The 17,194-nt window shown below is 69.9% G+C and carries 23 protein-coding genes and 1 pseudogene; 13 read left to right on the forward strand and 11 right to left on the reverse strand.

The features are described 5' to 3' along the window. Positions 1-150 precede the first annotated feature (150 nt). On the forward strand, positions 151-543 hold the full coding sequence (locus ACZ4XJ_RS27585) for an ATP-binding protein (protein ID WP_468497782.1): 393 nt from the start codon (positions 151-153) through the stop codon (positions 541-543). Between the two features lie 128 nt (positions 544-671). Next, a complete protein-coding gene (locus tag ACZ4XJ_RS27590; protein ID WP_362883586.1) occupies positions 672-845 on the forward strand; it encodes a CsbD family protein in 174 nt (57 codons plus the stop codon). 111 nt (positions 846-956) lie between these two features. Here the strand turns inward: ACZ4XJ_RS27590 and ACZ4XJ_RS27595 are convergent. Together ACZ4XJ_RS27595 and ACZ4XJ_RS27600 are read right to left on the reverse strand one after the other, a co-directional pair. Continuing rightward, positions 957-1,070: pseudogene (locus tag ACZ4XJ_RS27595) on the reverse strand (DUF2267 domain-containing protein); the annotation flags it as partial. Between the two features lie 110 nt (positions 1,071-1,180). Beyond that, positions 1,181-1,615, reverse strand: a complete 435-nt coding sequence (locus tag ACZ4XJ_RS27600; RefSeq protein WP_468497783.1) for an Hsp20/alpha crystallin family protein — start codon at positions 1,613-1,615, stop codon at positions 1,181-1,183. Positions 1,616-1,744: 129 nt separating this feature from the next. On the opposite strand from ACZ4XJ_RS27600, the gene ACZ4XJ_RS27605 reads away from it, so the two are divergent. Beyond that, positions 1,745-2,410 (forward strand): HSP18 transcriptional regulator, encoded by a 666-nt coding sequence (locus ACZ4XJ_RS27605; protein WP_468497784.1) that lies wholly within the window; start codon positions 1,745-1,747, stop codon positions 2,408-2,410. Positions 2,411-3,093: 683 nt separating this feature from the next. Here ACZ4XJ_RS27605 and ACZ4XJ_RS27610 read toward each other — a convergent pair. Further along, complete coding sequence (locus tag ACZ4XJ_RS27610) at positions 3,094-3,285, reverse strand: DUF4236 domain-containing protein (protein ID WP_319729828.1); 192 nt, start codon at positions 3,283-3,285, stop codon at positions 3,094-3,096. A 585-nt stretch (positions 3,286-3,870) separates the two neighbouring features. On the opposite strand from ACZ4XJ_RS27610, the gene ACZ4XJ_RS27615 reads away from it, so the two are divergent. After that, positions 3,871-4,284: a carbohydrate-binding protein gene (locus ACZ4XJ_RS27615; RefSeq protein WP_468497785.1), complete on the forward strand. Its 414-nt coding sequence runs from the start codon at positions 3,871-3,873 to the stop codon at positions 4,282-4,284. Positions 4,285-4,578: 294 nt separating this feature from the next. On the opposite strand, the gene ACZ4XJ_RS27620 is transcribed toward ACZ4XJ_RS27615, so the two are convergent. The 5 genes from ACZ4XJ_RS27620 to ACZ4XJ_RS27640 all read right to left on the reverse strand — a co-directional run bounded on the left by ACZ4XJ_RS27620 (position 4,579) and on the right by ACZ4XJ_RS27640 (position 6,838). Then, positions 4,579-4,779: a hypothetical protein gene (locus tag ACZ4XJ_RS27620; RefSeq protein WP_468497786.1), complete on the reverse strand. Its 201-nt coding sequence runs from the start codon at positions 4,777-4,779 to the stop codon at positions 4,579-4,581. 47 nt (positions 4,780-4,826) lie between these two features. Beyond that, on the reverse strand, positions 4,827-5,090 hold the full coding sequence (locus ACZ4XJ_RS27625) for a hypothetical protein (protein WP_362881979.1): 264 nt from the start codon (positions 5,088-5,090) through the stop codon (positions 4,827-4,829). 257 nt (positions 5,091-5,347) lie between these two features. Next, entirely contained in the window at positions 5,348-5,794 is a 447-nt protein-coding gene (locus ACZ4XJ_RS27630; RefSeq protein WP_362881980.1) for a DUF2267 domain-containing protein, read from the reverse strand. 98 nt (positions 5,795-5,892) lie between these two features. Beyond that, positions 5,893-6,288, reverse strand: a complete 396-nt coding sequence (locus ACZ4XJ_RS27635) for a DUF2267 domain-containing protein (RefSeq protein ID WP_362881982.1) — start codon at positions 6,286-6,288, stop codon at positions 5,893-5,895. A gap of 115 nt (positions 6,289-6,403) precedes the next feature. Continuing rightward, on the reverse strand, positions 6,404-6,838 hold the full coding sequence (locus ACZ4XJ_RS27640; RefSeq protein WP_362881984.1) for an Hsp20/alpha crystallin family protein: 435 nt from the start codon (positions 6,836-6,838) through the stop codon (positions 6,404-6,406). 178 nt (positions 6,839-7,016) lie between these two features. On the opposite strand from ACZ4XJ_RS27640, the gene ACZ4XJ_RS27645 reads away from it, so the two are divergent. Then, positions 7,017-7,628, forward strand: coding sequence for a hypothetical protein (locus ACZ4XJ_RS27645; protein ID WP_468497787.1), 612 nt, complete (start codon positions 7,017-7,019; stop codon positions 7,626-7,628). Positions 7,629-7,727: 99 nt separating this feature from the next. Then, positions 7,728-8,069: an STAS domain-containing protein gene (locus ACZ4XJ_RS27650; RefSeq protein WP_362881988.1), complete on the forward strand. Its 342-nt coding sequence runs from the start codon at positions 7,728-7,730 to the stop codon at positions 8,067-8,069. A gap of 437 nt (positions 8,070-8,506) precedes the next feature. On the opposite strand, the gene ACZ4XJ_RS27655 is transcribed toward ACZ4XJ_RS27650, so the two are convergent. Further along, on the reverse strand, positions 8,507-9,568 hold the full coding sequence (locus tag ACZ4XJ_RS27655; RefSeq protein WP_468497788.1) for a hypothetical protein: 1,062 nt from the start codon (positions 9,566-9,568) through the stop codon (positions 8,507-8,509). A gap of 181 nt (positions 9,569-9,749) precedes the next feature. On the opposite strand from ACZ4XJ_RS27655, the gene ACZ4XJ_RS27660 reads away from it, so the two are divergent. Then, a complete protein-coding gene (locus ACZ4XJ_RS27660) occupies positions 9,750-10,094 on the forward strand; it encodes an STAS domain-containing protein (RefSeq protein ID WP_362881991.1) in 345 nt (114 codons plus the stop codon). A gap of 51 nt (positions 10,095-10,145) precedes the next feature. On the opposite strand, the gene ACZ4XJ_RS27665 is transcribed toward ACZ4XJ_RS27660, so the two are convergent. Further along, the gene (locus ACZ4XJ_RS27665; RefSeq protein ID WP_362881993.1) at positions 10,146-10,496 is read right to left on the reverse strand and encodes a helix-turn-helix domain-containing protein; all 351 of its coding nucleotides are present in this window, start codon (positions 10,494-10,496) and stop codon (positions 10,146-10,148) included. Between the two features lie 1,124 nt (positions 10,497-11,620). On the opposite strand from ACZ4XJ_RS27665, the gene ACZ4XJ_RS27670 reads away from it, so the two are divergent. Then, positions 11,621-12,040 (forward strand): SRPBCC family protein, encoded by a 420-nt coding sequence (locus ACZ4XJ_RS27670; protein ID WP_468497789.1) that lies wholly within the window; start codon positions 11,621-11,623, stop codon positions 12,038-12,040. 742 nt (positions 12,041-12,782) lie between these two features. On the opposite strand, the gene ACZ4XJ_RS27675 is transcribed toward ACZ4XJ_RS27670, so the two are convergent. Continuing rightward, positions 12,783-13,187, reverse strand: a complete 405-nt coding sequence (locus ACZ4XJ_RS27675; protein ID WP_362881997.1) for a DUF1622 domain-containing protein — start codon at positions 13,185-13,187, stop codon at positions 12,783-12,785. A 116-nt stretch (positions 13,188-13,303) separates the two neighbouring features. Between ACZ4XJ_RS27675 and ACZ4XJ_RS27680 the strand changes: the two genes are divergently transcribed. The 5 genes from ACZ4XJ_RS27680 (at position 13,304) to ACZ4XJ_RS27700 (ending at position 17,183) form a co-directional block, all read left to right on the forward strand. Further along, a complete protein-coding gene (locus tag ACZ4XJ_RS27680; protein WP_468497790.1) occupies positions 13,304-14,287 on the forward strand; it encodes a magnesium and cobalt transport protein CorA in 984 nt (327 codons plus the stop codon). A 189-nt stretch (positions 14,288-14,476) separates the two neighbouring features. Then, the gene (locus ACZ4XJ_RS27685) at positions 14,477-15,520 is read left to right on the forward strand and encodes a YihY/virulence factor BrkB family protein (protein WP_362882001.1); all 1,044 of its coding nucleotides are present in this window, start codon (positions 14,477-14,479) and stop codon (positions 15,518-15,520) included. Positions 15,521-15,527: 7 nt separating this feature from the next. After that, positions 15,528-16,109, forward strand: coding sequence for a phosphatase PAP2 family protein (locus ACZ4XJ_RS27690; protein WP_468497791.1), 582 nt, complete (start codon positions 15,528-15,530; stop codon positions 16,107-16,109). A 169-nt stretch (positions 16,110-16,278) separates the two neighbouring features. Next, entirely contained in the window at positions 16,279-16,698 is a 420-nt protein-coding gene (locus ACZ4XJ_RS27695) for a phage holin family protein (RefSeq protein WP_362882005.1), read from the forward strand. Further along, the gene (locus tag ACZ4XJ_RS27700; RefSeq protein WP_468497792.1) at positions 16,695-17,183 is read left to right on the forward strand and encodes a DUF3618 domain-containing protein; all 489 of its coding nucleotides are present in this window, start codon (positions 16,695-16,697) and stop codon (positions 17,181-17,183) included. The genes ACZ4XJ_RS27695 and ACZ4XJ_RS27700 overlap by 4 nt, the downstream gene beginning before the upstream one ends. Positions 17,184-17,194: the final 11 nt, after the last annotated feature.

Below are 17,194 nucleotides of genomic sequence, written 5' to 3' on the forward strand. Positions count from 1 at the left end.
CACATCACCGCGCAATGTCTACTCCGGCCGCCATAGATTTTCGCGTGCGCGTCTTTGAGGTAATCGGTTGTTGTCGGGTTGAACGGTTGGCGGCGGGGGCACAACGACCGGGCAGGCAGGGCCACACCGACAACAGACCCGGAGCGCGCGATGACCACGATGAGCGCCGAGCGCACAGCCCCTCGTTCCCTGCCCGCCGTGGCCGAGGCACGCCAGGCCGCCCGGACGTTCCTGGACGCCCTCGGGGAGCCGACCGTCGGCCGGGAGCGGGCCGACACGGTCGTCCTGGTCGTCTCCGAACTCGTGACGAATGCCCTGCGCCACGGTGGTGGCGCCTACGTCCTCCGCCTCGCCGCCCACTCGGGCGCCATCGAGGTCGCCGTCGAGGATCCCAGTCCGAGGATGCCCCGGGCGCGGACCCCCGACCTCGTCGACGGGACGGGTGGATTCGGCTGGCACATGGTCAATGACCTCGCCCGTCACGTCGTCGTCACGCCCGGGCCCGAAGGCGGCAAGACCGTCCGCGCCCTCTTCCCCCGGTAGCGCGCCGGTCCGTACGTGGGGGCCCGGCGAGTCCGGGTAAGCCTGTTGCGGTCGCCCTGTTTACGAGGACTCTCAGCGGCCATACGGGGTCTCGTAAGGCGTTTCCACCCAAGAGGGAGTGATCAGCTGTGTCTGGTGAGCAGAAGACCGAGGCGAAGACCGAGCAGGCCAAGGGCAAGCTCAAGGAGACCGCTGGCCGCCTGACCGGCAACGAGCGGCTGACCGCCGAGGGCCGCGCGGAGCAGGCCACCGGCGACGCCCGCGAGGCCAAGGAGAAGGTCAAGGACGTCTTCAAGCACTGATCGACATACGTGAGGGCCGGAACCGCTCCTGCGGTTCCGGCCCTCACGCATGTCCGCGCACTCCGGCCCGGGTCAGGCGGCACCGGCCCGGGTCAGGCGGCAGCGGGCTCGGTGTGCGCCCAGCAGCGCCAGGACGACACGGGCCACACGGTCCGCTTCTTCCGCGGTCTCGCACTCGCCGCGTTCCTCAACATGGGCCAGGAACGCTTCCCAGCGCATCGACATCACGTCACCTCCAGCGGGAGGGGTGAAGGGTCACAGGGGGGTGCGGAGGGCGGGGTGCCGGAGGGATTCGGCTCTCCCCCGCCCTCCTTGACCGGCTGATGCTGGAGGACTCAGCCGGAGATCTGCTTGCGTCCGTCGGTGACGCCGATGTTGATCTTGCGGGGCTTGGCGCGCTCGGCGATCGGGATCCGCAGGGTCAGCACACCCGCGTCGTAGTCGGCCTCGATGCGCTCGGTGTCCAGGGTGTCGGCCAGAACGACCTGCCGGGAGAAGACACCCAGGGGCCGCTCGGAGAGCTCCACCTTCACGGAGTCGGCCTTCGCCGCGGGCCGCCGCTCCGCCTTCACGGTCAGCATGTTCCGCTCGACGTCGATGTCGATCGCTTCGGCGCTCACCCCGGGCAGATCGAGGGCGATCACGTACTGGTCGCCCTCGCGGTAGGCGTCCATCGGCATGACCGACGGCTTCGACCAGGTCCCCGACGTACCCGACAGCTGCTGGACGATCCGGTCCATCTCGCGGAGCGGGTCAGTGCGCATCAACATCGCGAAACACCTCCAGTTGGTTCAGGCAGAAACTGCCAATGCGCTTCAACGTGCATCCGTTGTAACATGTCATCCAAGCGATGACAAGTAAGGAGTCATCTGGAGGATGACGAGACGACGGAGCGTTCCATGACCGAGCCCACCCCGCCGACCCCACCAGTTCCCTTCCCCGCCGCCGCGGCGGCACTGAAGGCCATCGACCAGTCCGTAAGGGACGCCCAGCAGCCCTCCGCGCGCACGCCCGCCGCAACGCCGCCCGCGGCCGGATCCGGCCCGGACCCGGCTCTGGCCGCGCTGTTGACGCTGCGCGAGGTCCGCAAACAGCTCGCCGGCTGGGAGAGCGGCCTGATCGAAACCGCCCGCGGCGAAGGGGCGAGCTGGGCCGAGCTTGCCGGACCCCTCGGAGTCGCCAGCCGGCAGGCCGCCGAACGCCGCTACCTGCGCCTGCGCCCCGGGACACCCGGTTCCACCGGCGAAGAACGCGTCCAGGCCACCCGTGACACCCGCGCCGCAGACCGAACCGTCACCGCCTGGGCCCGCGACAACGCAGCCGACCTCCGCCGCCTCGCCGGCCAGATCACCTCCCTCACCCACCTCCCCGCCAGCGCCCAGGACGCCCTCGGCGCCCTGAACCGCGCCCTCGCCGACCACGACGCAGCCCGCCTCCTCCAGCCCCTGGCCGACACCCGGCCCCACCTGCGCCCCGAGGACTCGGCCCTTGCCGATCGCATCGAAGCTCTGGCCCGGCATGCCGACCGGCTCCGCCAGGACAGCCGCGACCAGCGCACCGCCTGACCGCTGGGGGCGGGTCAACGGCAGCGACCGGGGCGGGGCCAGCCTTCATGGGCGCTCATGTCAGGCGGAAGTGACCACCCACGTTCGTGACTCCCCGGCCCCTGACGGTCGCCCGGCCGAAGAGCGGCCACCCCTCACCCATCGGGGTCAAGGCTTGCGGTCCTGCTCGCCTGCTGCGAGATCGGCAGCCTCTCCGAACATCCCCTGCGCATCGTCCGGGTACATCCGGAGAGCGACCAGCTGCAGGACTGGGGCGCGGGGGGGGGCCGGTCTCCGCTACCGGCGCGAGGGCGGCGGCATCATGCTGCACCGGCCCGGCATGCCGGGCCGGATTCAGGTGACCCGGCCCCACCCGCCGCGCCCTTCCTCCCAAGCCGTGCGGTCCGTCGGGAAGACGAGGGGGAGGTCGGCAAGCCGGCCGAGCCGCGGGGCATTCGGCCGCGACTGGACCGGCCCGGCACTGTGGGCCTGCATCCGGCTCATGTTCCCACCGCAGCCGGCGCCTTCTGTGATGAGAACGTGCTCGGTGACCTCTTCGCGGACGATCCGACCTGACCTGCGCTCGTGATGGGCTGGTGCCGTCGGGCGACATGGCCGCGGAGTGACGGCGCCGGCCCGACTGCATGCTCGACGCCTCCGGCCTGTCCGGGCCGGGGGTCCGGAGTCGGTGGGCCGCTCGCGGATCAGCCGCGGCGGGTCTTGCGCCAGCCGAAGGGGCCGGGCAGGTCCATTGAGGTCGTTCGGCGTCCGGTGCTGCTGTGGGTGCGGCGGGGGCCGTGCTTGCCGCCGCCGGTGGTGATCGACCACGACTTGCGGTTGATGTTGAGCCGGACACCGGGCAGGATCCTGAAACTCTTGCGAAATGTCAGCGGCATGTCGTCTCACTCCTCGGTGCGTCTACGGGCGGGCGGCCAACCCTGTCTGCATGCAGACCGGTTGACGTACCGGCCGTATATCCGACGCGCCTCGTTCCATGCGCCCGCCGTCCTGAGTCCGCCATGACTGACGGGGGCCGTCGCCCTGAAGGCCCGTGTCAACCGAGGGCAGCGTGCCGATCCTCGTCACCGGAGTGCGGGGCGAGGGGCAACGCGGTGGGGCAAGCGCCGGGCGTGGCCCGTGGCGACCCGGGTGGACGTGGCACCGCAGTGTGCCGGTGGGAGGGCTGCGAGGCCGGTACGGGTCAGGGCCCCTTCCGTCCACCCGGATTCCCTTCCCCCGCCTTCGCGGTGCGTTGAGAGTGGGGATCGCCACCGGAGAGCGAGACGCGAACCCGGTCGGCGCCACCGGAGTACACGACGTCGCGGTCGTGGATCCAGAGTCCGACGCGACTCACCCGGTGCGGACGACCGACCACGACAGCCTGGGACTACAACGCGGGCCGCTGGAACGGCGTCTGGACCCAGATCGCCGCTTCTGGTCTGACGAACGTCACCAGCGTCACCGCCGGTACGACCGTACGTGTGTTTGCCGTCGGCGACGGCCGTGTCTACGGGCGTGATCTCAACACCCAGACCTGTTCGTGGACCAATTGGGGCGAGTTGCCCGGTGGCGCCGTGGGTGTCAAGGACATCGCCGCCGGCCTCGTGGGCAACAACGTCGAACTCCAGATCGTCGGCGTCAACGGCGGACTGTGGCTCCAGTACGGCAACTACGACGCCGGCCGGTGGAACGACGCCTGGTTCGATGCCGGCGGTACCGACCTCACCCGGGTGACCAGCACCGCCTCCGGGAAGAACGTCCACGTCCACACCGTCGGCGCCTCGGGCAAGGTCCAGGGATCGACCCTGGTCAGCGGCCCTGGCACGTTCACGGCGTGGAAGGAACTGCCGGGCCGCCTCACGGGTACGGTCGACGTCACGGCGACCAGCAGGTAAGCACGAACACGGCGGTTCCGGCCCGCGAGAAGCCCGCCCCCGAACAAGCGGGGGCGGTCGCCTCCGGTGAGACGGGGGGGGCGTACCCGTGCGTGATCAATGAGTGCCGGCCCCGGGTCAACACCCCACATCAAACACCGCCCCACCGCCCCTCACCCCTCGACAGACCGCACGCCCCCGTCGTGCCGGTGACGCCGTAGGCGCTGTCGCCCGCCTCACGCGCACCGCGCGCCGCGCGCCGGCCATGGATGACCCTCACGACCCGGCGACATGTACAACACGGGCGGGAGGGGGTCAGAAGAAGAAGCCGGCTCCACCCACCAGGGCCATGAGACAGCCGATCCCGATGACGGCCCTGCGACTCATGTCCTTCAGCGGGACACCCCCGGGAGCCATGCCCCAGGGCTCACCTTGGTAGGCGTTCTTGTATCGGGCTCCCACCGTGGCGAAGAACAACCCGAACACGATGAGCACCACACTGACTACGACCGGCATCCCACGCTCCTCTCCCGCCAACTTTCCGTGCCGTCGGTGCCGAGCAATCACACTTCTTGCGGGTGGCCACCGTCCCCCTCGACCACCAGGCGGTCGATCCCTGGCTCTTCAGCGCGTTCGGCGATGGTGACGTCGATCCGACCGTCACCGGTCGTATCGAACTGGTAGAGGTCGGCCTTCCCGTCACCGGTGGTATCGGTCATCCAAACATCTGGTTTCCCGTCACCATTGGTGTCAGCACTGAGGACGACATGATGCTCGTCGCCCTGAGTCTCGATCACTGCTCCGCCGGCATCTGTTGTGATGTCCATGGCGACCGGATGCCCCCGAGCGAAAAGACGAAACGAGCACGGGCTGCCCGCCCCGGCGGCGGGCGAGCCGCATAACTGAGCGGGTTCGGGCACCTGCGCCCCACACGGTCCCGTTCCTCCTACTGGTCGGGATCACCGAAGTGCACCACACGGCCCATTAGGCCGCGCGGCAAGCACTGACCGCGGGCGGCGTGCGGCGGGGCCGGTACCGCCCCCGCGGTACCGGCCCCGCCGCATGCTCGCGCTGCCCGCTCGGCTCACGCGGCGGCGGGCTCGGGCCGACGCAGTTCGGCCTGGCCGAAGAGGAGGGCGTACCCGTCGGGAAGCTTCTGGAGGATGCGTGCGAGGAGGTCGGGGCCCGCGAGGCGCGTCACGACGGCGAGGACGGCGCCGGTGTCCCAGCGGGCGACGGCCGGACTGACACCGGTTCGCGCGGCCAGGTCCTTGACGAAGCCCCAGCCGGTGAGGTGTTCGGTGTCGGGGATCTGTGCGGTCAGGGTGAGGGCCGCTTCGGTGGGCAGGCACTGGGCGAGGTCGATGCGTTCGTCGCCGGTGAGCCGGCGGCCGAGGGCGGCCAGGACGTGGTGGACGGCTTCCGCGGCGCGTTCCCGGGTGGGGTAGGCGCCTTCGTAGCGCACGCGTTCCAGCACCTGGTCGAACGTCATGGCGGGGGTGGCTCGGTTCGCTCGAGGCTGGTCGTACATGGCTGCGGTTGCCTTTCTGCGCGAAGGATCCGGGTTCCGGTCGGTGGAGACAGGTGGTCGGGTGGTCGGGTGGTCGGGTGGTCGGGTGAGTCTGGGGGTCAAGTGGTGGGCGGGTGGCCGAGGAGGAGCTCGTAACCCGGCGGCAGCTGGAGCAGGACTTCGCGGGTGAGAGCATCACCCGCGGCGGCGGCCGCGGTGGACAGGACCGCGCCGATGTCCCACAGGGCTGTCGTCTCGGTGGCTCCGTCGATCCAGGCCGCGGTCGCCCGGACGAACCGTTCCGGTGAGAGCGGCTCCGCGGCCTGCAGGGGGTTGAGGAGGATCAGGGCGTAGGTCTCGGGGAGGCGGGCGGCGAGCTCGGCCCGCACCGTGCCGACCAGATGCGCGCCCAGTAGGGCCAGCACGACGCGGGCAACGCGGTCGGCCTCTTCGAGGGTTTCGTACTCGCCGCGTTCCTGGACGTGGGCCAGGAACGCCTCCCTGCGCATCGACATCACGTCACCTCCGGAAAGGAATGAAGGGGTGAAGGGCGAATGGGGGACGGAGGGCGGGGTGCCGGAGGGGGAATCGGTTGTTCCCCGCCCTCCGCTGCCGGCTGGTGCTGGAGGGTCAGCCGGAGATCTGCTTGTGGCCCGCTGCGCCGCCGATGCTGATCTTGCGCGGCTTGGCCCGCTCGGCGATCGGGATGCGCAGGGTCAGGACACCCGCGTCGTAGTCGGCCCGGATGTGTTCGGTGTCCAGGGTGTCGGCCAGCATGACCTGGCGGGAGAAGACGCCCAGGGGACGCTCGGAGAGCTCCACCTTCACGGATTCGGCCTGCGTCGTGGGACGCCGTTCGGCCTTGACCCGCAGCATGTTCCGCTCGACGTCGATGTCGATCGCCTCGGTGCTCACACCGGGAAGGTCGAAGGCGATGACGTACTCGTCGCCCTCACGATAAGCGTCCATGGGCATGACGGACGGCTTCGACCACGTACCCGACGCGCCCGAGAGCTGCTGGGCGATCCGGTCCATCTCGCGGAACGGGTCAGTGCGCATCAACATCGCGAAACACCTCCAGTTGGTTCAGGCAGAAACTGCCAATGCGCTTCAACGTGCTTCCGTTGTAGCATGTCATCGAAGTGATGACAAGCGAGGGAGTCGCATGATGGATGACATCTCAGGAACGATGGACGAAGACCCGCCCGGCGGCCGTCCCCCTGTCTCACCGCCGGCTGCGGCCATGGCCCTTCAGAACATTCGCAGCACGATCAGCGAAGCGACCAAAGCCCGCGATGACGGCGACGAAGACCCCGCCTCCCGGGAGGCTCTGGACTCGCTGCGACTCCTGCGGGAGATCCGCGAGGAACTCTCCGGCTGGGAGAGCGGCCTGATCGAGGCCGCGCGGGAAGACGGCGCCAGCTGGGCGGACCTCGCCGGCCCGCTCGGCGTCGCCAGCCGCCAGGCCGCCGAACGCCGCTACCTGCGCCTGCGGCCCGGAACCACCGACACCACCGACACCACCGGGGAGCAACGCGTCCAAGCCGTCCGCGACCGACGGGCCGCCGACCGCACCGTGGCCGCCTGGGCGCAGGAGAACATCGGTGCGCTGCGCCAACTCGCCGGACAGATCATCGGCCTCACCGACCTCCCCGCCGGCTCCGACGGGCGGATCAAGGACCTGACCCATGCCCTGGGAGAGCCCGGAGCCGCCCGCCTCATCGACACCCTGACCGCCACCGGCCTCGACCTGGGCACCGGCACGGGTACCGCGGAGCTCGCCGAACGCGTCGAGAACCTGCGCGAACAGACCCAACGCCTGCGCGACGACAGCGACGAGCAACGCAGAGCGTGACGTCCGCCCCGGACCTGCCGGGGCATCGGCCCCACGCAGCCCCTCGTCCGAGTCGCCGACTCCCCGTCGACCCCGATCAGCAGTGAGGAGCGACTACTCATGATCACCAACCGCGTGCCTGACATCGCCACGGACGGCTTTCCAGTGGAGGTGACCGACCACACGGTCACCGTCCGCGTCAGCGGCGAGATCGACCTCCTGACGGGCGGCGGCCTGCACCGGTCCCTGACCAAGGCACTACGCCACGCCACGGCGAACCGGCCGCTCGTCGTCGACTTCCACCGGGTCACTTTTTGCGACTCCGCCGGACTCAACGCCCTCATCACCGCACGCATCACCGCCGAGAAGAAGAAGGTCGCCATCCGGTTGACCGGCCTCAACCACCAGACCCGCCGTCTCCTGGAGGTGACCGGCGCCCTCCCCCTGTTCACCGTCACTTGAGGTCTGTCCCGCGAAGGGCTTCGGCCTCAGGGTGTCGGCCCAGATTCTCTGGTGGGTCGCCATCGCCGTCCTCGTCCTGTGGCTGGTCGGCTTCGTGGCTCGCCCCAAGGGCAGCAGTGGCCGCTGGCACCGCTGGTAGCCGCACGACACACCCCCGCAGCCCCGGACGCTGCAGGCGGTGGCCTGGTCCCGGTCGGGAGGCCAGGCCACCGGCATGTCCGCGTGCCGAGCGATCGACCGGGGTAGGCCTTTCTACGGACGCACATCAGACTGGGGAAACTCGGCTTCCGTGGGCTGGTCGCCCCAGCCATCCGCAAGCAGTCCGCCAGAGTCCGGATTGAACGCCTCCGAACGCACCACCACCACCGCCGGCGCGGCGGCGGCGGCTCGACCACTGCTCTGCTCGACGTACGTTCTTCAACACCCACTCGCTGGGGTCAGCCGGTCGGCAGCCCCAAGCCGTAGTACGTGACGTGGTAACCGTCCACGTAGTCGGCCTCCCCGCCGACGATCAGATCGGTCGGCTCGGCCACCCCCACCGCCTTGGCCGTCGCCACCAGCATCTTCGCGAGTGCGTGGCCCTTCGGTTCGCCGGGGCCGCCCGCGTCCACGCACCACACGCGGGCGTCGTCGCCCCAGATCGAAGCCGCGTTCGGATGCTGAGCCACGGTGCCCCACCCGAAGGCGGCCGCATCGATGCCGTCCGGGGCAAAGCACCGGATGGCCAGCCGGTCGCCGTCGCACGCCACGTCGAACAGGATGGGCGAACCGGCGCCGGTGCGCCCGTAGAACGGCATCCCGATGGTGATGCCGAGAGCATGGGCCTCGGCGGGCAGCACCCCCAGGAAGTCCCCCAGCGAACTGGTGACGGTCTCCCAGCTCCGGGCCCTCCAGCCGCCGGGGAATCCGAGGCCGGCGTTGGCAGGGTCACGATTGCTGCCGAAGAACCCGCTGATGGAGTGCTCCTCGCCGACACCCTGGCGCCAGAACCAGTTCTCCGCGGGGTCCGTGGGCTGAAGGACGAGTTCGGGTCCCGACTTTCCGGCGCGTAGTTCCAGGGTGTTCGGCCTGCCGCGCCAGCGCATGAAGGGGGCGCCCCAGAGCGGTCCGCTGTCGTAGAAGGGGCCCATCTCGCCGTGCGAACCCATGACGGAGGGCTTGCCCAGCGCCGCGACCAATTCCTGCCTGGCGGCGCCGAACGCGGCGGCCTGCGCCGCTGCGTCGCTCTCGACGGTCCCCAGCGGGACCGCGAGCTCCACGTACGACTCGCTGTCGACGTAGCGTTCCTCGTGGGCGCCGACCGGCCGCAGTCGGGCGTTGCCCGACGCCAGGCCCGTGACCAGGACGGGCTGGTCCGAGGCGCCGCTCCAGGCCCAGCCGAGCCTCTCCGCCAGTGCCTTCGTCCCGTCCGGGGTCCAGCCGCCGGCGTCCGCCGCGACGAGTTCCCGGGCGAGATCCGCAATCGATTGTTCTTCCGTACTTCCCCGTTGTGCGTTCACCCGCCCATCCTCCCGTACCCCGAACCGACCGTTTCCGGCGGCGCCGGGCTCCCGATGGGACCTGGCATCGCCTCCGTGGGCGAGGGGAAGTTCGCGGGGTGCGTCGATCGCCCACGTCCGGCACGGTGTATCGGGCATCAGGCCGCCCGGCGTACCGTACTGTCATACGGAGGGGGCAACCATGGCTGAGCAGGGCGGCAGTGCGTCGGGGAACCTCGACGATGCCTCGGGAGTCGGGGTCATTCGTGTCGTGGGGGACCTCGACCAGGACACCGCGTCCGTCCAGGGACTCGACGCCTCGCTGTGGCGGGCCGTCAGCCACCCCGACGCGCCGCCCGAGATCGTCGTGGACGTCAGCGGCCTGCGGTTCTGCGACTCCACGGGCCTGAACGTGCTGCTACGTGCCAGGGCGAACGCCGTGCTCCGAGGCCGTACGATCCGCCTCGCCGCACCCAACACCCAGCTCGTACGGCTCCTGCAACGGACCGGCGCCATCGTTCTGTTCTCGTTGGGCACCGCGTCCTGACACCGCACCCCTGCGGACGAACGCCGACCGGCCTCGCCCGGGCCGAGCGGTTCAGCCTGCCGCGCGAGAGCCGGCCGACTCCGCCACCGCGTGCTCGCGCCGGTACTCGGCGTTGATGCGCTGGGCCTCTTCGAGTTGGTCTTCGAGGATGACGATCCGGCAGGCCGCCTCGACCGGGGTCCCCTGGTCGACGAGCTCGCGGGCGCGAGCGGCGATGCGCAGCTGATAGCGGGAGTAGCGGCGGTGACCGCCGGGCGAGCGGAGCGGGGTGATCAGGCGGGCTTCGCCGATGGCGCGGAGGAAGCCTTGGGTGGTGCCGAGGAGTTCGGCGGCGCGGCCCATGGTGTAGGCGGGGTAGTCATCGTCGTCGAGACGGCCGTCGAGGATGGTGTCTGCGGTCATGGAACCTCTCTGGTTCAACGCGTGGAGGGGCCCGGGCGCACTCCGCGCCCGGGCCCCGAAGGAACTGTCACACCATCTACCGACCCTGATACTGCGTCGGCCTTTTGTTTCCACGCACCCGACCGGTACTGCGTCGGGGTCGCGGGGATCGCGGTTGCTTGACCGGAGACCACCTCACTCACGATGTCCTGCGGTACCCGGACTCGCGTGGCGTCCGGGCGATCCTGATGGCGCCCAATCCCTCCGTTCATCCCTCTGGATCGATCACTTACCCAACGGGAACTGCTGGTACTACGGGTGCTGCGTACTGCGTACTGCGGGTACTGCTTCACTCGATACCGCTGGTTGAGCAACTGCGGGTACTGCTCGCGGCCTGACCAAGCGCCACGCCTTCGGCAGCCAGCCCCGTCGCCCATCGTGCGTCTGCCCTGGCTTGGAACCCCACTGCCGAACTTCCCGATGCGCGCGCCGCAGCCGACGCCTTCACCGAGGTACTGCTCCCTGCACTGCTGGTACTGCTGCGGTGGCCCCTGATCACTGCGGGCCACCCGGTCCGGTCGTCAGTCCCGTCGCCATCCCGCAACCACTCCGGCTTCGACACTCCACCACCGCACCGCACTGCTGAACTGCACTTACCTGCACTGCGTACTACTGCCCGGCAGTTCGTCTCTGCCGGGCCTTGCGGTCTCTCTGGCTACGAGAGAAACCATAACCACACCACCAGCCAATGTCTACTCCCGCCACGACAGATTTTCGCGTGCTAGGTGATGAGGAAAATGAGCCCGCTCATATCGACCTCGTTCGGCGGAGGGTCGGGCCGTGACGTTCGGAGCCCGGGGAGGCGCCGCACCGCATCGCGACGGCGCCCCCGTCGTGGGCGGCGGCTACGACCACGACCACGACCAGCGTGCGCTTCATCTCGCGCGGGTGCTCCGGCCACGGTCCTGCGGGCACAGCCGGCGGTTCCACACCGGCTTGCTCCATTCGGGTTCGATGTCGCGACTCGCTCCGGACCACCCCTGCCGCTTGCGCGCCGGGCCGGGCCGCCCCGTCACCTTGTACGTCGACCTTGGTGCGAAGGACGTGCCGTTTCATCTCGTGGGCTGTCGGGGAACGGGACGTCCATGGGTGACTACGACACTTCGATCAGCGTGGCAGTGCCCGCAGCCACGCTCTTCCGCTATCTCGCCGATGTCCAGAACCTTCCCGCGTACATGCCGCGGCTGACCTCCGCCAAGCCCCACGACGGTGACCGGGTCACTGTCACCGCCCACATCGACCCGCCCGGCCAACCGGAGCGAGACGTCACGAGCGAAGCGTGGATTCGCGTGCTGGAGGAAGGCAAGTCTCTGGAATGGGGCGCGCCGGGCCCGCACGACTACCGCGGCCGGCTGCACGTGGCGGCCGGGCACGACGTCGACCACTCGCGGCTTTCGGTGGAACTGCACACCGACCGCGTCGAAGGTGCCCAGGTCGAGGACGGGCTCACCGAGGCGCTGCGGGGCATCAAGGAAGCTGTCGAGGCGGCGGAGGCCCAGCGGTAGTCGGTCTCCCTGCCGTCGGTCTCCCGACAACGCGTCTGCGGAGCGCGAAGGCGACGGAGCAGCAGGAGGTCTCCGCAACCGTCCGCGAGGAGCAGGTCCGATACGACCGGGGCGGGGAACGCCCCCCACGCAGCAGAAAGCAAGGTTCCACTGGATCTCACTCGCAGAAACGAAGGTCACCGAAGTAGTCGATGGATTTCCCTGGGCTTTCGAGCCGATTGCCAGGCGCCCCCCAGGCGATGGCTTGAAGATCCATGGTGGGCGGCACTGGATACCTAACAAAACGTTGAAGGTGCAGACCATGTGAACAAGTCCACACGCATGCACCCACGTCGGCCGGGCAGACGGACCCGTCAACCGATGTTTATGACGCACAGACAGGTCTTCCATGCCCCTGTGGCTCACCGCCCTCACCGCCCTCACCGGCTGGGTGCTCCTCGCCAGCGCCCTGGGTTTCCTGCTCGCCCGTCACATCCACCGCACCCCCCGAACCCCGCACCAAACCCAAACGGGACACCACGCCGCCACGCCCCGGGCATGCGTCCAATGCCGGCCACCTACACACGCGGCCGCCGGAATCGAAGCGGCGGCTTAGGAACCGGACAACCCTCGCATGCGCCGGTCAACCCCCGCGCCGGATCCGTATCCCGCCCATCGACAAGCCCGGGGAGCTCACGGCACACGGAGGTGTCAGGCCATGGCGGCGCCGCCGACGCCGATTCCGACGGCGGGGCCGGATGGTTCAGCAGGCCGTGGTTCGCCGCTCGGGCTCCTTCTGATCGCGTTCGATCTCGGCGCGTTCCTGCGCGATCTCCCGGGTGAGGAAGAAGTTGAGGACGGTACGGATGGCGGCGATGGCCGCCAACTGGCCGATCTCGGTGAAGCTGGGCGCGACCGCCGTGCGCAGGACGTCCCCCGCCAGCTGGAATTCCAGTCCCAGGACAAGGAAGCGGCCGAGGCTGAGACGGATCTTGTTGAACTCTCCGATGAGGGACCGTCGGCGGAGGCCGGTCGTGGCGAACCGGGTGAAGGCCCAGACGGCGCCCGCGAAGATGATCAGTGCACCGGCCGCCTCGATGATGTGGGCCAGCGCTCCGATCAGCTCTTGCACTCCGGCTTCGGACACGAGTTCCCCTGACAGGTTCATGAGGCTGCTCATACCCCCGTCCGCGCCACTACGCGGGCCGGCCCGAGTGTCTCCCACCACAGGGCGGCGCGCATGAAAGTGCGCCGGTGAAGCATGCGCGGGGGATGGAATGTGTCATGTACGACCAGGGATCGGGCCGGTCGGAGCAGGTTGAGTGCGAGCTGCCGGACGACGCCTGCCAGTTGGCCCTCAAGCAACTGCGGGGCTTGGGCGACGGCGAGTTCGCCTGGGTACGGCTCGCGGACCCCTCGCAGAGCGACCTGGCCCAGTTGACCCAGGAGATGGGCCTGCACCCGTTGGCCGTCGAGGACGCGCTCCACGGAGAGCAACGTCCGAAGGCCGAGCGGTTCGGCGACATGCTGGCGGTAGCGCTGAAGACCCTCCGGTACGTCGACGAGGAGACCGCGGTGGAAACCGGCGACCTCATGATCTTCGTGGGGAGCCGCAGCGTTCTTACCGTCCGCCACGGACCGATCGACCCCTGCCCGGAGGCTGCCCGCAGGCTCGAGGCGGATCCGGACATGCTGCGCCTCGGCCCCTGGGCGGTTCTGCACGCGGTGCTGGACGTCGCCGTCGATGCGTACAGCGACGCGGCCCGGCGGGTCCGCTCCACGCTCAACCGGCTCGAGGACGCGGTGTTCTCCACCTCTCGCGTCGATCACACGCAGGGCATCTACTCCCTCAAGCGGGAGGTGCGCGAGTTCCGCGACGCCGTGCAGCCGCTGGTCCCGGTGGTCCAGGGCCTGCTGGGCGGCCCCGGCAAGGAGGGCCACGGGCCGGAGATCACCCCGTACCTCCGGGACGTGGCCGATCACCTGCACCGCACCGATATCGAGGTGCGCACCCTGGACGAACTGCTGGATTCGGTCCTCGGTGCGCAGCAGGCGCGGGTGGGCACCTGGCAGAACGACGACATGCGGCGGATCTCCGCCTGGGCGGCGATCTTCGCGGTCCCCACCATGGTCGCCGGCGTCTACGGCATGAACTTCGAACACATGCCCGAACTCGGCTGGACCTACGGTTACCCGCTCGCCGTCGGGCTCATGGCGATCGCGGCAGGCGCGCTCTACCGTGCCTTCCGCCGCAACGGCTGGCTGTGAGCAGTCGGCTCCAAGCCCACGGCGCACGGCCCCCGCCCGCGTGACGCCCTGTCCCGGCACCTCGCCGGGGGCACAGCGCCGCCCCCGGTCCAGGGAGCCGCCCGGGCCCCAGGCCCCCCGATCCGAAGAACCCGACTACTCGGGCGACCTGATTGACATGAGTGACGCCGCTCGGGAAAGCCGCAGGGTATGACACGTACACCGAATCCGGACCCGGGCCGGAAAGACGAACGCGGCGAGATCGATCGCGAGAGCACGGTCGGGCCGGATCCGCAGGTGGAGGAGCGGGCACCCGACCAGCTCACCGAGCTGCCGAAGCGGTCGTGGAAGGCGGTCCTGCGCGGCACCGTGAAGGAGTTCAAGGACGACGAGCTCGCCGACCGGGCCGCGGCGCTCACCTACTACGGGGTCCTGGCCCTCTTCCCCGCACTCCTCGTGCTGGTCTCCCTGCTGGGCATCGCGGGCGAGTCCGCGACGAAACAGGTCCTGGACAACCTGCAGAAACTCACGCCCGGCTCGGCCCGGGACGTGGTCAGCGACGCGGTGCAGCAGCTCCAGGGCAACGCGGGCGTCGGATCGCTCCTGGCGATCGTCGGCCTGGTTGTCGCGGTCTGGTCGGCGTCCGGCTACATCGCGGCGTTCATCCGCACCTCGAACGCCGTCTACGACATGCCCGAAGGCCGCCCCGTGTGGAAGGTGCTCCCGCTGCGCCTGGCCCTCACCGTCACGCTGATGGTCCTGGCCTGCGCCAGCGCGCTCATCGTCGTGTTCTCCGGCTCCCTCGCCCGGCAGGTGGGAACCGCCCTGGGGATCGGGGACACCGCACTGACCGTGTGGTCGATCGCGAAGTGGCCGGTCCTGGTCCTGCTCGTCACGATCATGATCGCGATCCTGTACTGGGCTGCCCCGAACGCCAAGGGGCGCGGCTTCAAATGGGTCACGCCCGGGAGTTTCCTGGCCCTGCTGATCTGGATGATCGCCTCCGCCGGGTTCGCGTTCTACGTCGCGAACTTCGCTTCGTACAACAAGACGTACGGCACCCTCGCCGGCGTGATCATCTTCCTGGTGTGGTTGTGGATCACCAACCTGGCCATCCTCCTCGGGCTGGAGTTCGACGCCGAGATGGTGCGCCAGCGCGCGATCGCCGGCGGAATGCCCAAGGACGAGGAGCCTTATGTCGAACCCCGTGACACACGCAAGTGGAGCGATGATGACCGCCGCCGCATGGAATGAGGGGCCTGTGGAACGAGCACGGGCGACCAAGCGGCGCAGCCGGGAGATCGTGGCTGCCCTGCGCGAAGGTGATCATCGGCTGACACGCCGGATGGTCGCGTGGGACTCGGCCTGGGCCCGCCAGGTGCTCCCTCCGGTCGAAGAAGCCGCCGAGCACACGAAACTGTGGTGGGCGGCCGCCGCGATCATCGCGGCCGTCGGGGGCCGGCGCGGGCGTGGGGCCGCAGCCGTCGGCATCGCGTCCATGGCGGTGGCGGAGTTGCTGTCGAACGGGGTCGCGAAACAGCTCGTGGAGCGGAGCCGGCCGCCCAAGGAGTGGATCCCGCACGATGACGTCGAGGACCGGCCCGACAGTTCCTCCTTTCCCTCCGGGCACACCGCCGCCGCCGTGGCCTTCACCGCGGCCGTCGCGTCCTGCCGGCCGTGGGCCGGCGCGGCCTGCGCCGTCCCGGCCGTGCTGGTTGCCCTTGAGCGGGTGCACAGCGGCGCGCACTACCCCTCCGACGTCGCAGCCGGAGCCGGCGTCGGGCTTGCCGCAGCCGCCCTCGTCCGGGCGGTACCCCGTTTCCTCGTACGCCACCTGCGATGACCACCCTTCGCAGGCGGGTGACCGGGTCCTTGAGGGGTAAGCGCGCCGTGAACAGCGTGCACATCAAGGGGGCCGCCCGCCGGCACGCCCTCCGGCCGACGATACGAGCGGCGGCCGTCGCGCCGTAACGGACGAACCAGGCGAAGAAGGCGAAGAAGGTGAAGAGCAGATGAGCGCCGTTGAACGCCACCCGGACCATCGCACCCCCGACGACTCGGTGGGCGACCTCGTCTCACGGGCGTCGCGGCAGATTTCGGAGCTGGTCCGCGAGGAGATGCAGCTGGCGCGGGCGGAGATGACCCAGAAGGGCAAACGCTTCGGCGTGGGCGGCGGCCTGGTCGGCGGGGCCGGCCTCGTCGGCTTCCTGGCCGCGCAGGCCTTGGTCGTCGCCGTCATCGCGGCCCTGGCCCTGCTCCTCCCGGTATGGGCCTCGGCCCTGATCATCACCGCCTTGCTCGCGGCCGTCGCAGCCGCGGCCGCCGCGGCCGGGAAGAGGCAGATCTCCAAGGCCGGCGCCCCCGCACCGGAGCAGACCATCGACAGCGTCAAGGCCGACCTGGCCGAGATCAAGGAGGCAGCACACCGATGAGTACCCCCTCCCAGGGCAACAAGGACGCCACGCCCACTCCCAAGGAACTGCGCGAGCAGGTCGAGCCCACCCGCGAGGAGGCCGAGCACACCCCCGAGGAGGTCGGCCGGAACGTGGAGGCGCCGGCAGCGGGGGCCGACGTCACGGCGCAGGCCAAGGAGAAGGCGGGCGAAATCCAGGGCCGGGCCGCCGAGAAGGCCACCGTGGTGAGCGACCGGATCCGCGACAGGACGTCGCATGCCGCCCAACTGCTCAAGGACAAGGCACCCGATCCGGTCCTGGACAAGGCGGCCCGAACCGCGACGCAGGTCCGCGAGGCCGCGGCCCGAGCCGGGCAGTTCGCTGCCGAGAAGACACCGGACCCGGTCCGCGAGAAGGCCGAGTCGGCCCTGACCGTGGCGAAGACCAACAGCACTCCGCTGATGGCCGCGGCTGCCGCGTTCGTCGTCCTCCTGCTCGTGCGCCGCAGCCGCAGGGGCCGTTGAGAGCGTCCCGG

The sequence above is a fragment of the Streptomyces sp. NPDC029836 genome (genome assembly GCF_055574495.1).

Coding starts and splice junctions, on each gene's coding strand:
- ACZ4XJ_RS27585 (WP_468497782.1), top strand. CDS start 151: ATGACCACGATGAGCGCCGAGCGCACAGCCCCTCGTTCCCTGCCCGCC.
- ACZ4XJ_RS27600 (WP_468497783.1), bottom strand. CDS start 1,615: ATGTTGATGCGCACTGACCCGCTCCGCGAGATGGACCGGATCGTCCAG.
- ACZ4XJ_RS27605 (WP_468497784.1), top strand. CDS start 1,745: ATGACCGAGCCCACCCCGCCGACCCCACCAGTTCCCTTCCCCGCCGCC.
- ACZ4XJ_RS27610 (WP_319729828.1), bottom strand. CDS start 3,285: ATGCCGCTGACATTTCGCAAGAGTTTCAGGATCCTGCCCGGTGTCCGG.
- ACZ4XJ_RS27620 (WP_468497786.1), bottom strand. CDS start 4,779: ATGCCGGTCGTAGTCAGTGTGGTGCTCATCGTGTTCGGGTTGTTCTTC.
- ACZ4XJ_RS27625 (WP_362881979.1), bottom strand. CDS start 5,090: ATGGACATCACAACAGATGCCGGCGGAGCAGTGATCGAGACTCAGGGC.
- ACZ4XJ_RS27630 (WP_362881980.1), bottom strand. CDS start 5,794: ATGTACGACCAGCCTCGAGCGAACCGAGCCACCCCCGCCATGACGTTC.
- ACZ4XJ_RS27635 (WP_362881982.1), bottom strand. CDS start 6,288: ATGTCGATGCGCAGGGAGGCGTTCCTGGCCCACGTCCAGGAACGCGGC.
- ACZ4XJ_RS27640 (WP_362881984.1), bottom strand. CDS start 6,838: ATGTTGATGCGCACTGACCCGTTCCGCGAGATGGACCGGATCGCCCAG.
- ACZ4XJ_RS27645 (WP_468497787.1), top strand. CDS start 7,017: ATGGCCCTTCAGAACATTCGCAGCACGATCAGCGAAGCGACCAAAGCC.
- ACZ4XJ_RS27650 (WP_362881988.1), top strand. CDS start 7,728: ATGATCACCAACCGCGTGCCTGACATCGCCACGGACGGCTTTCCAGTG.
- ACZ4XJ_RS27660 (WP_362881991.1), top strand. CDS start 9,750: ATGGCTGAGCAGGGCGGCAGTGCGTCGGGGAACCTCGACGATGCCTCG.
- ACZ4XJ_RS27665 (WP_362881993.1), bottom strand. CDS start 10,496: ATGACCGCAGACACCATCCTCGACGGCCGTCTCGACGACGATGACTAC.
- ACZ4XJ_RS27670 (WP_468497789.1), top strand. CDS start 11,621: ATGGGTGACTACGACACTTCGATCAGCGTGGCAGTGCCCGCAGCCACG.
- ACZ4XJ_RS27675 (WP_362881997.1), bottom strand. CDS start 13,187: ATGAACCTGTCAGGGGAACTCGTGTCCGAAGCCGGAGTGCAAGAGCTG.
- ACZ4XJ_RS27680 (WP_468497790.1), top strand. CDS start 13,304: ATGTACGACCAGGGATCGGGCCGGTCGGAGCAGGTTGAGTGCGAGCTG.
- ACZ4XJ_RS27685 (WP_362882001.1), top strand. CDS start 14,477: ATGACACGTACACCGAATCCGGACCCGGGCCGGAAAGACGAACGCGGC.
- ACZ4XJ_RS27695 (WP_362882005.1), top strand. CDS start 16,279: ATGAGCGCCGTTGAACGCCACCCGGACCATCGCACCCCCGACGACTCG.
- ACZ4XJ_RS27700 (WP_468497792.1), top strand. CDS start 16,695: ATGAGTACCCCCTCCCAGGGCAACAAGGACGCCACGCCCACTCCCAAG.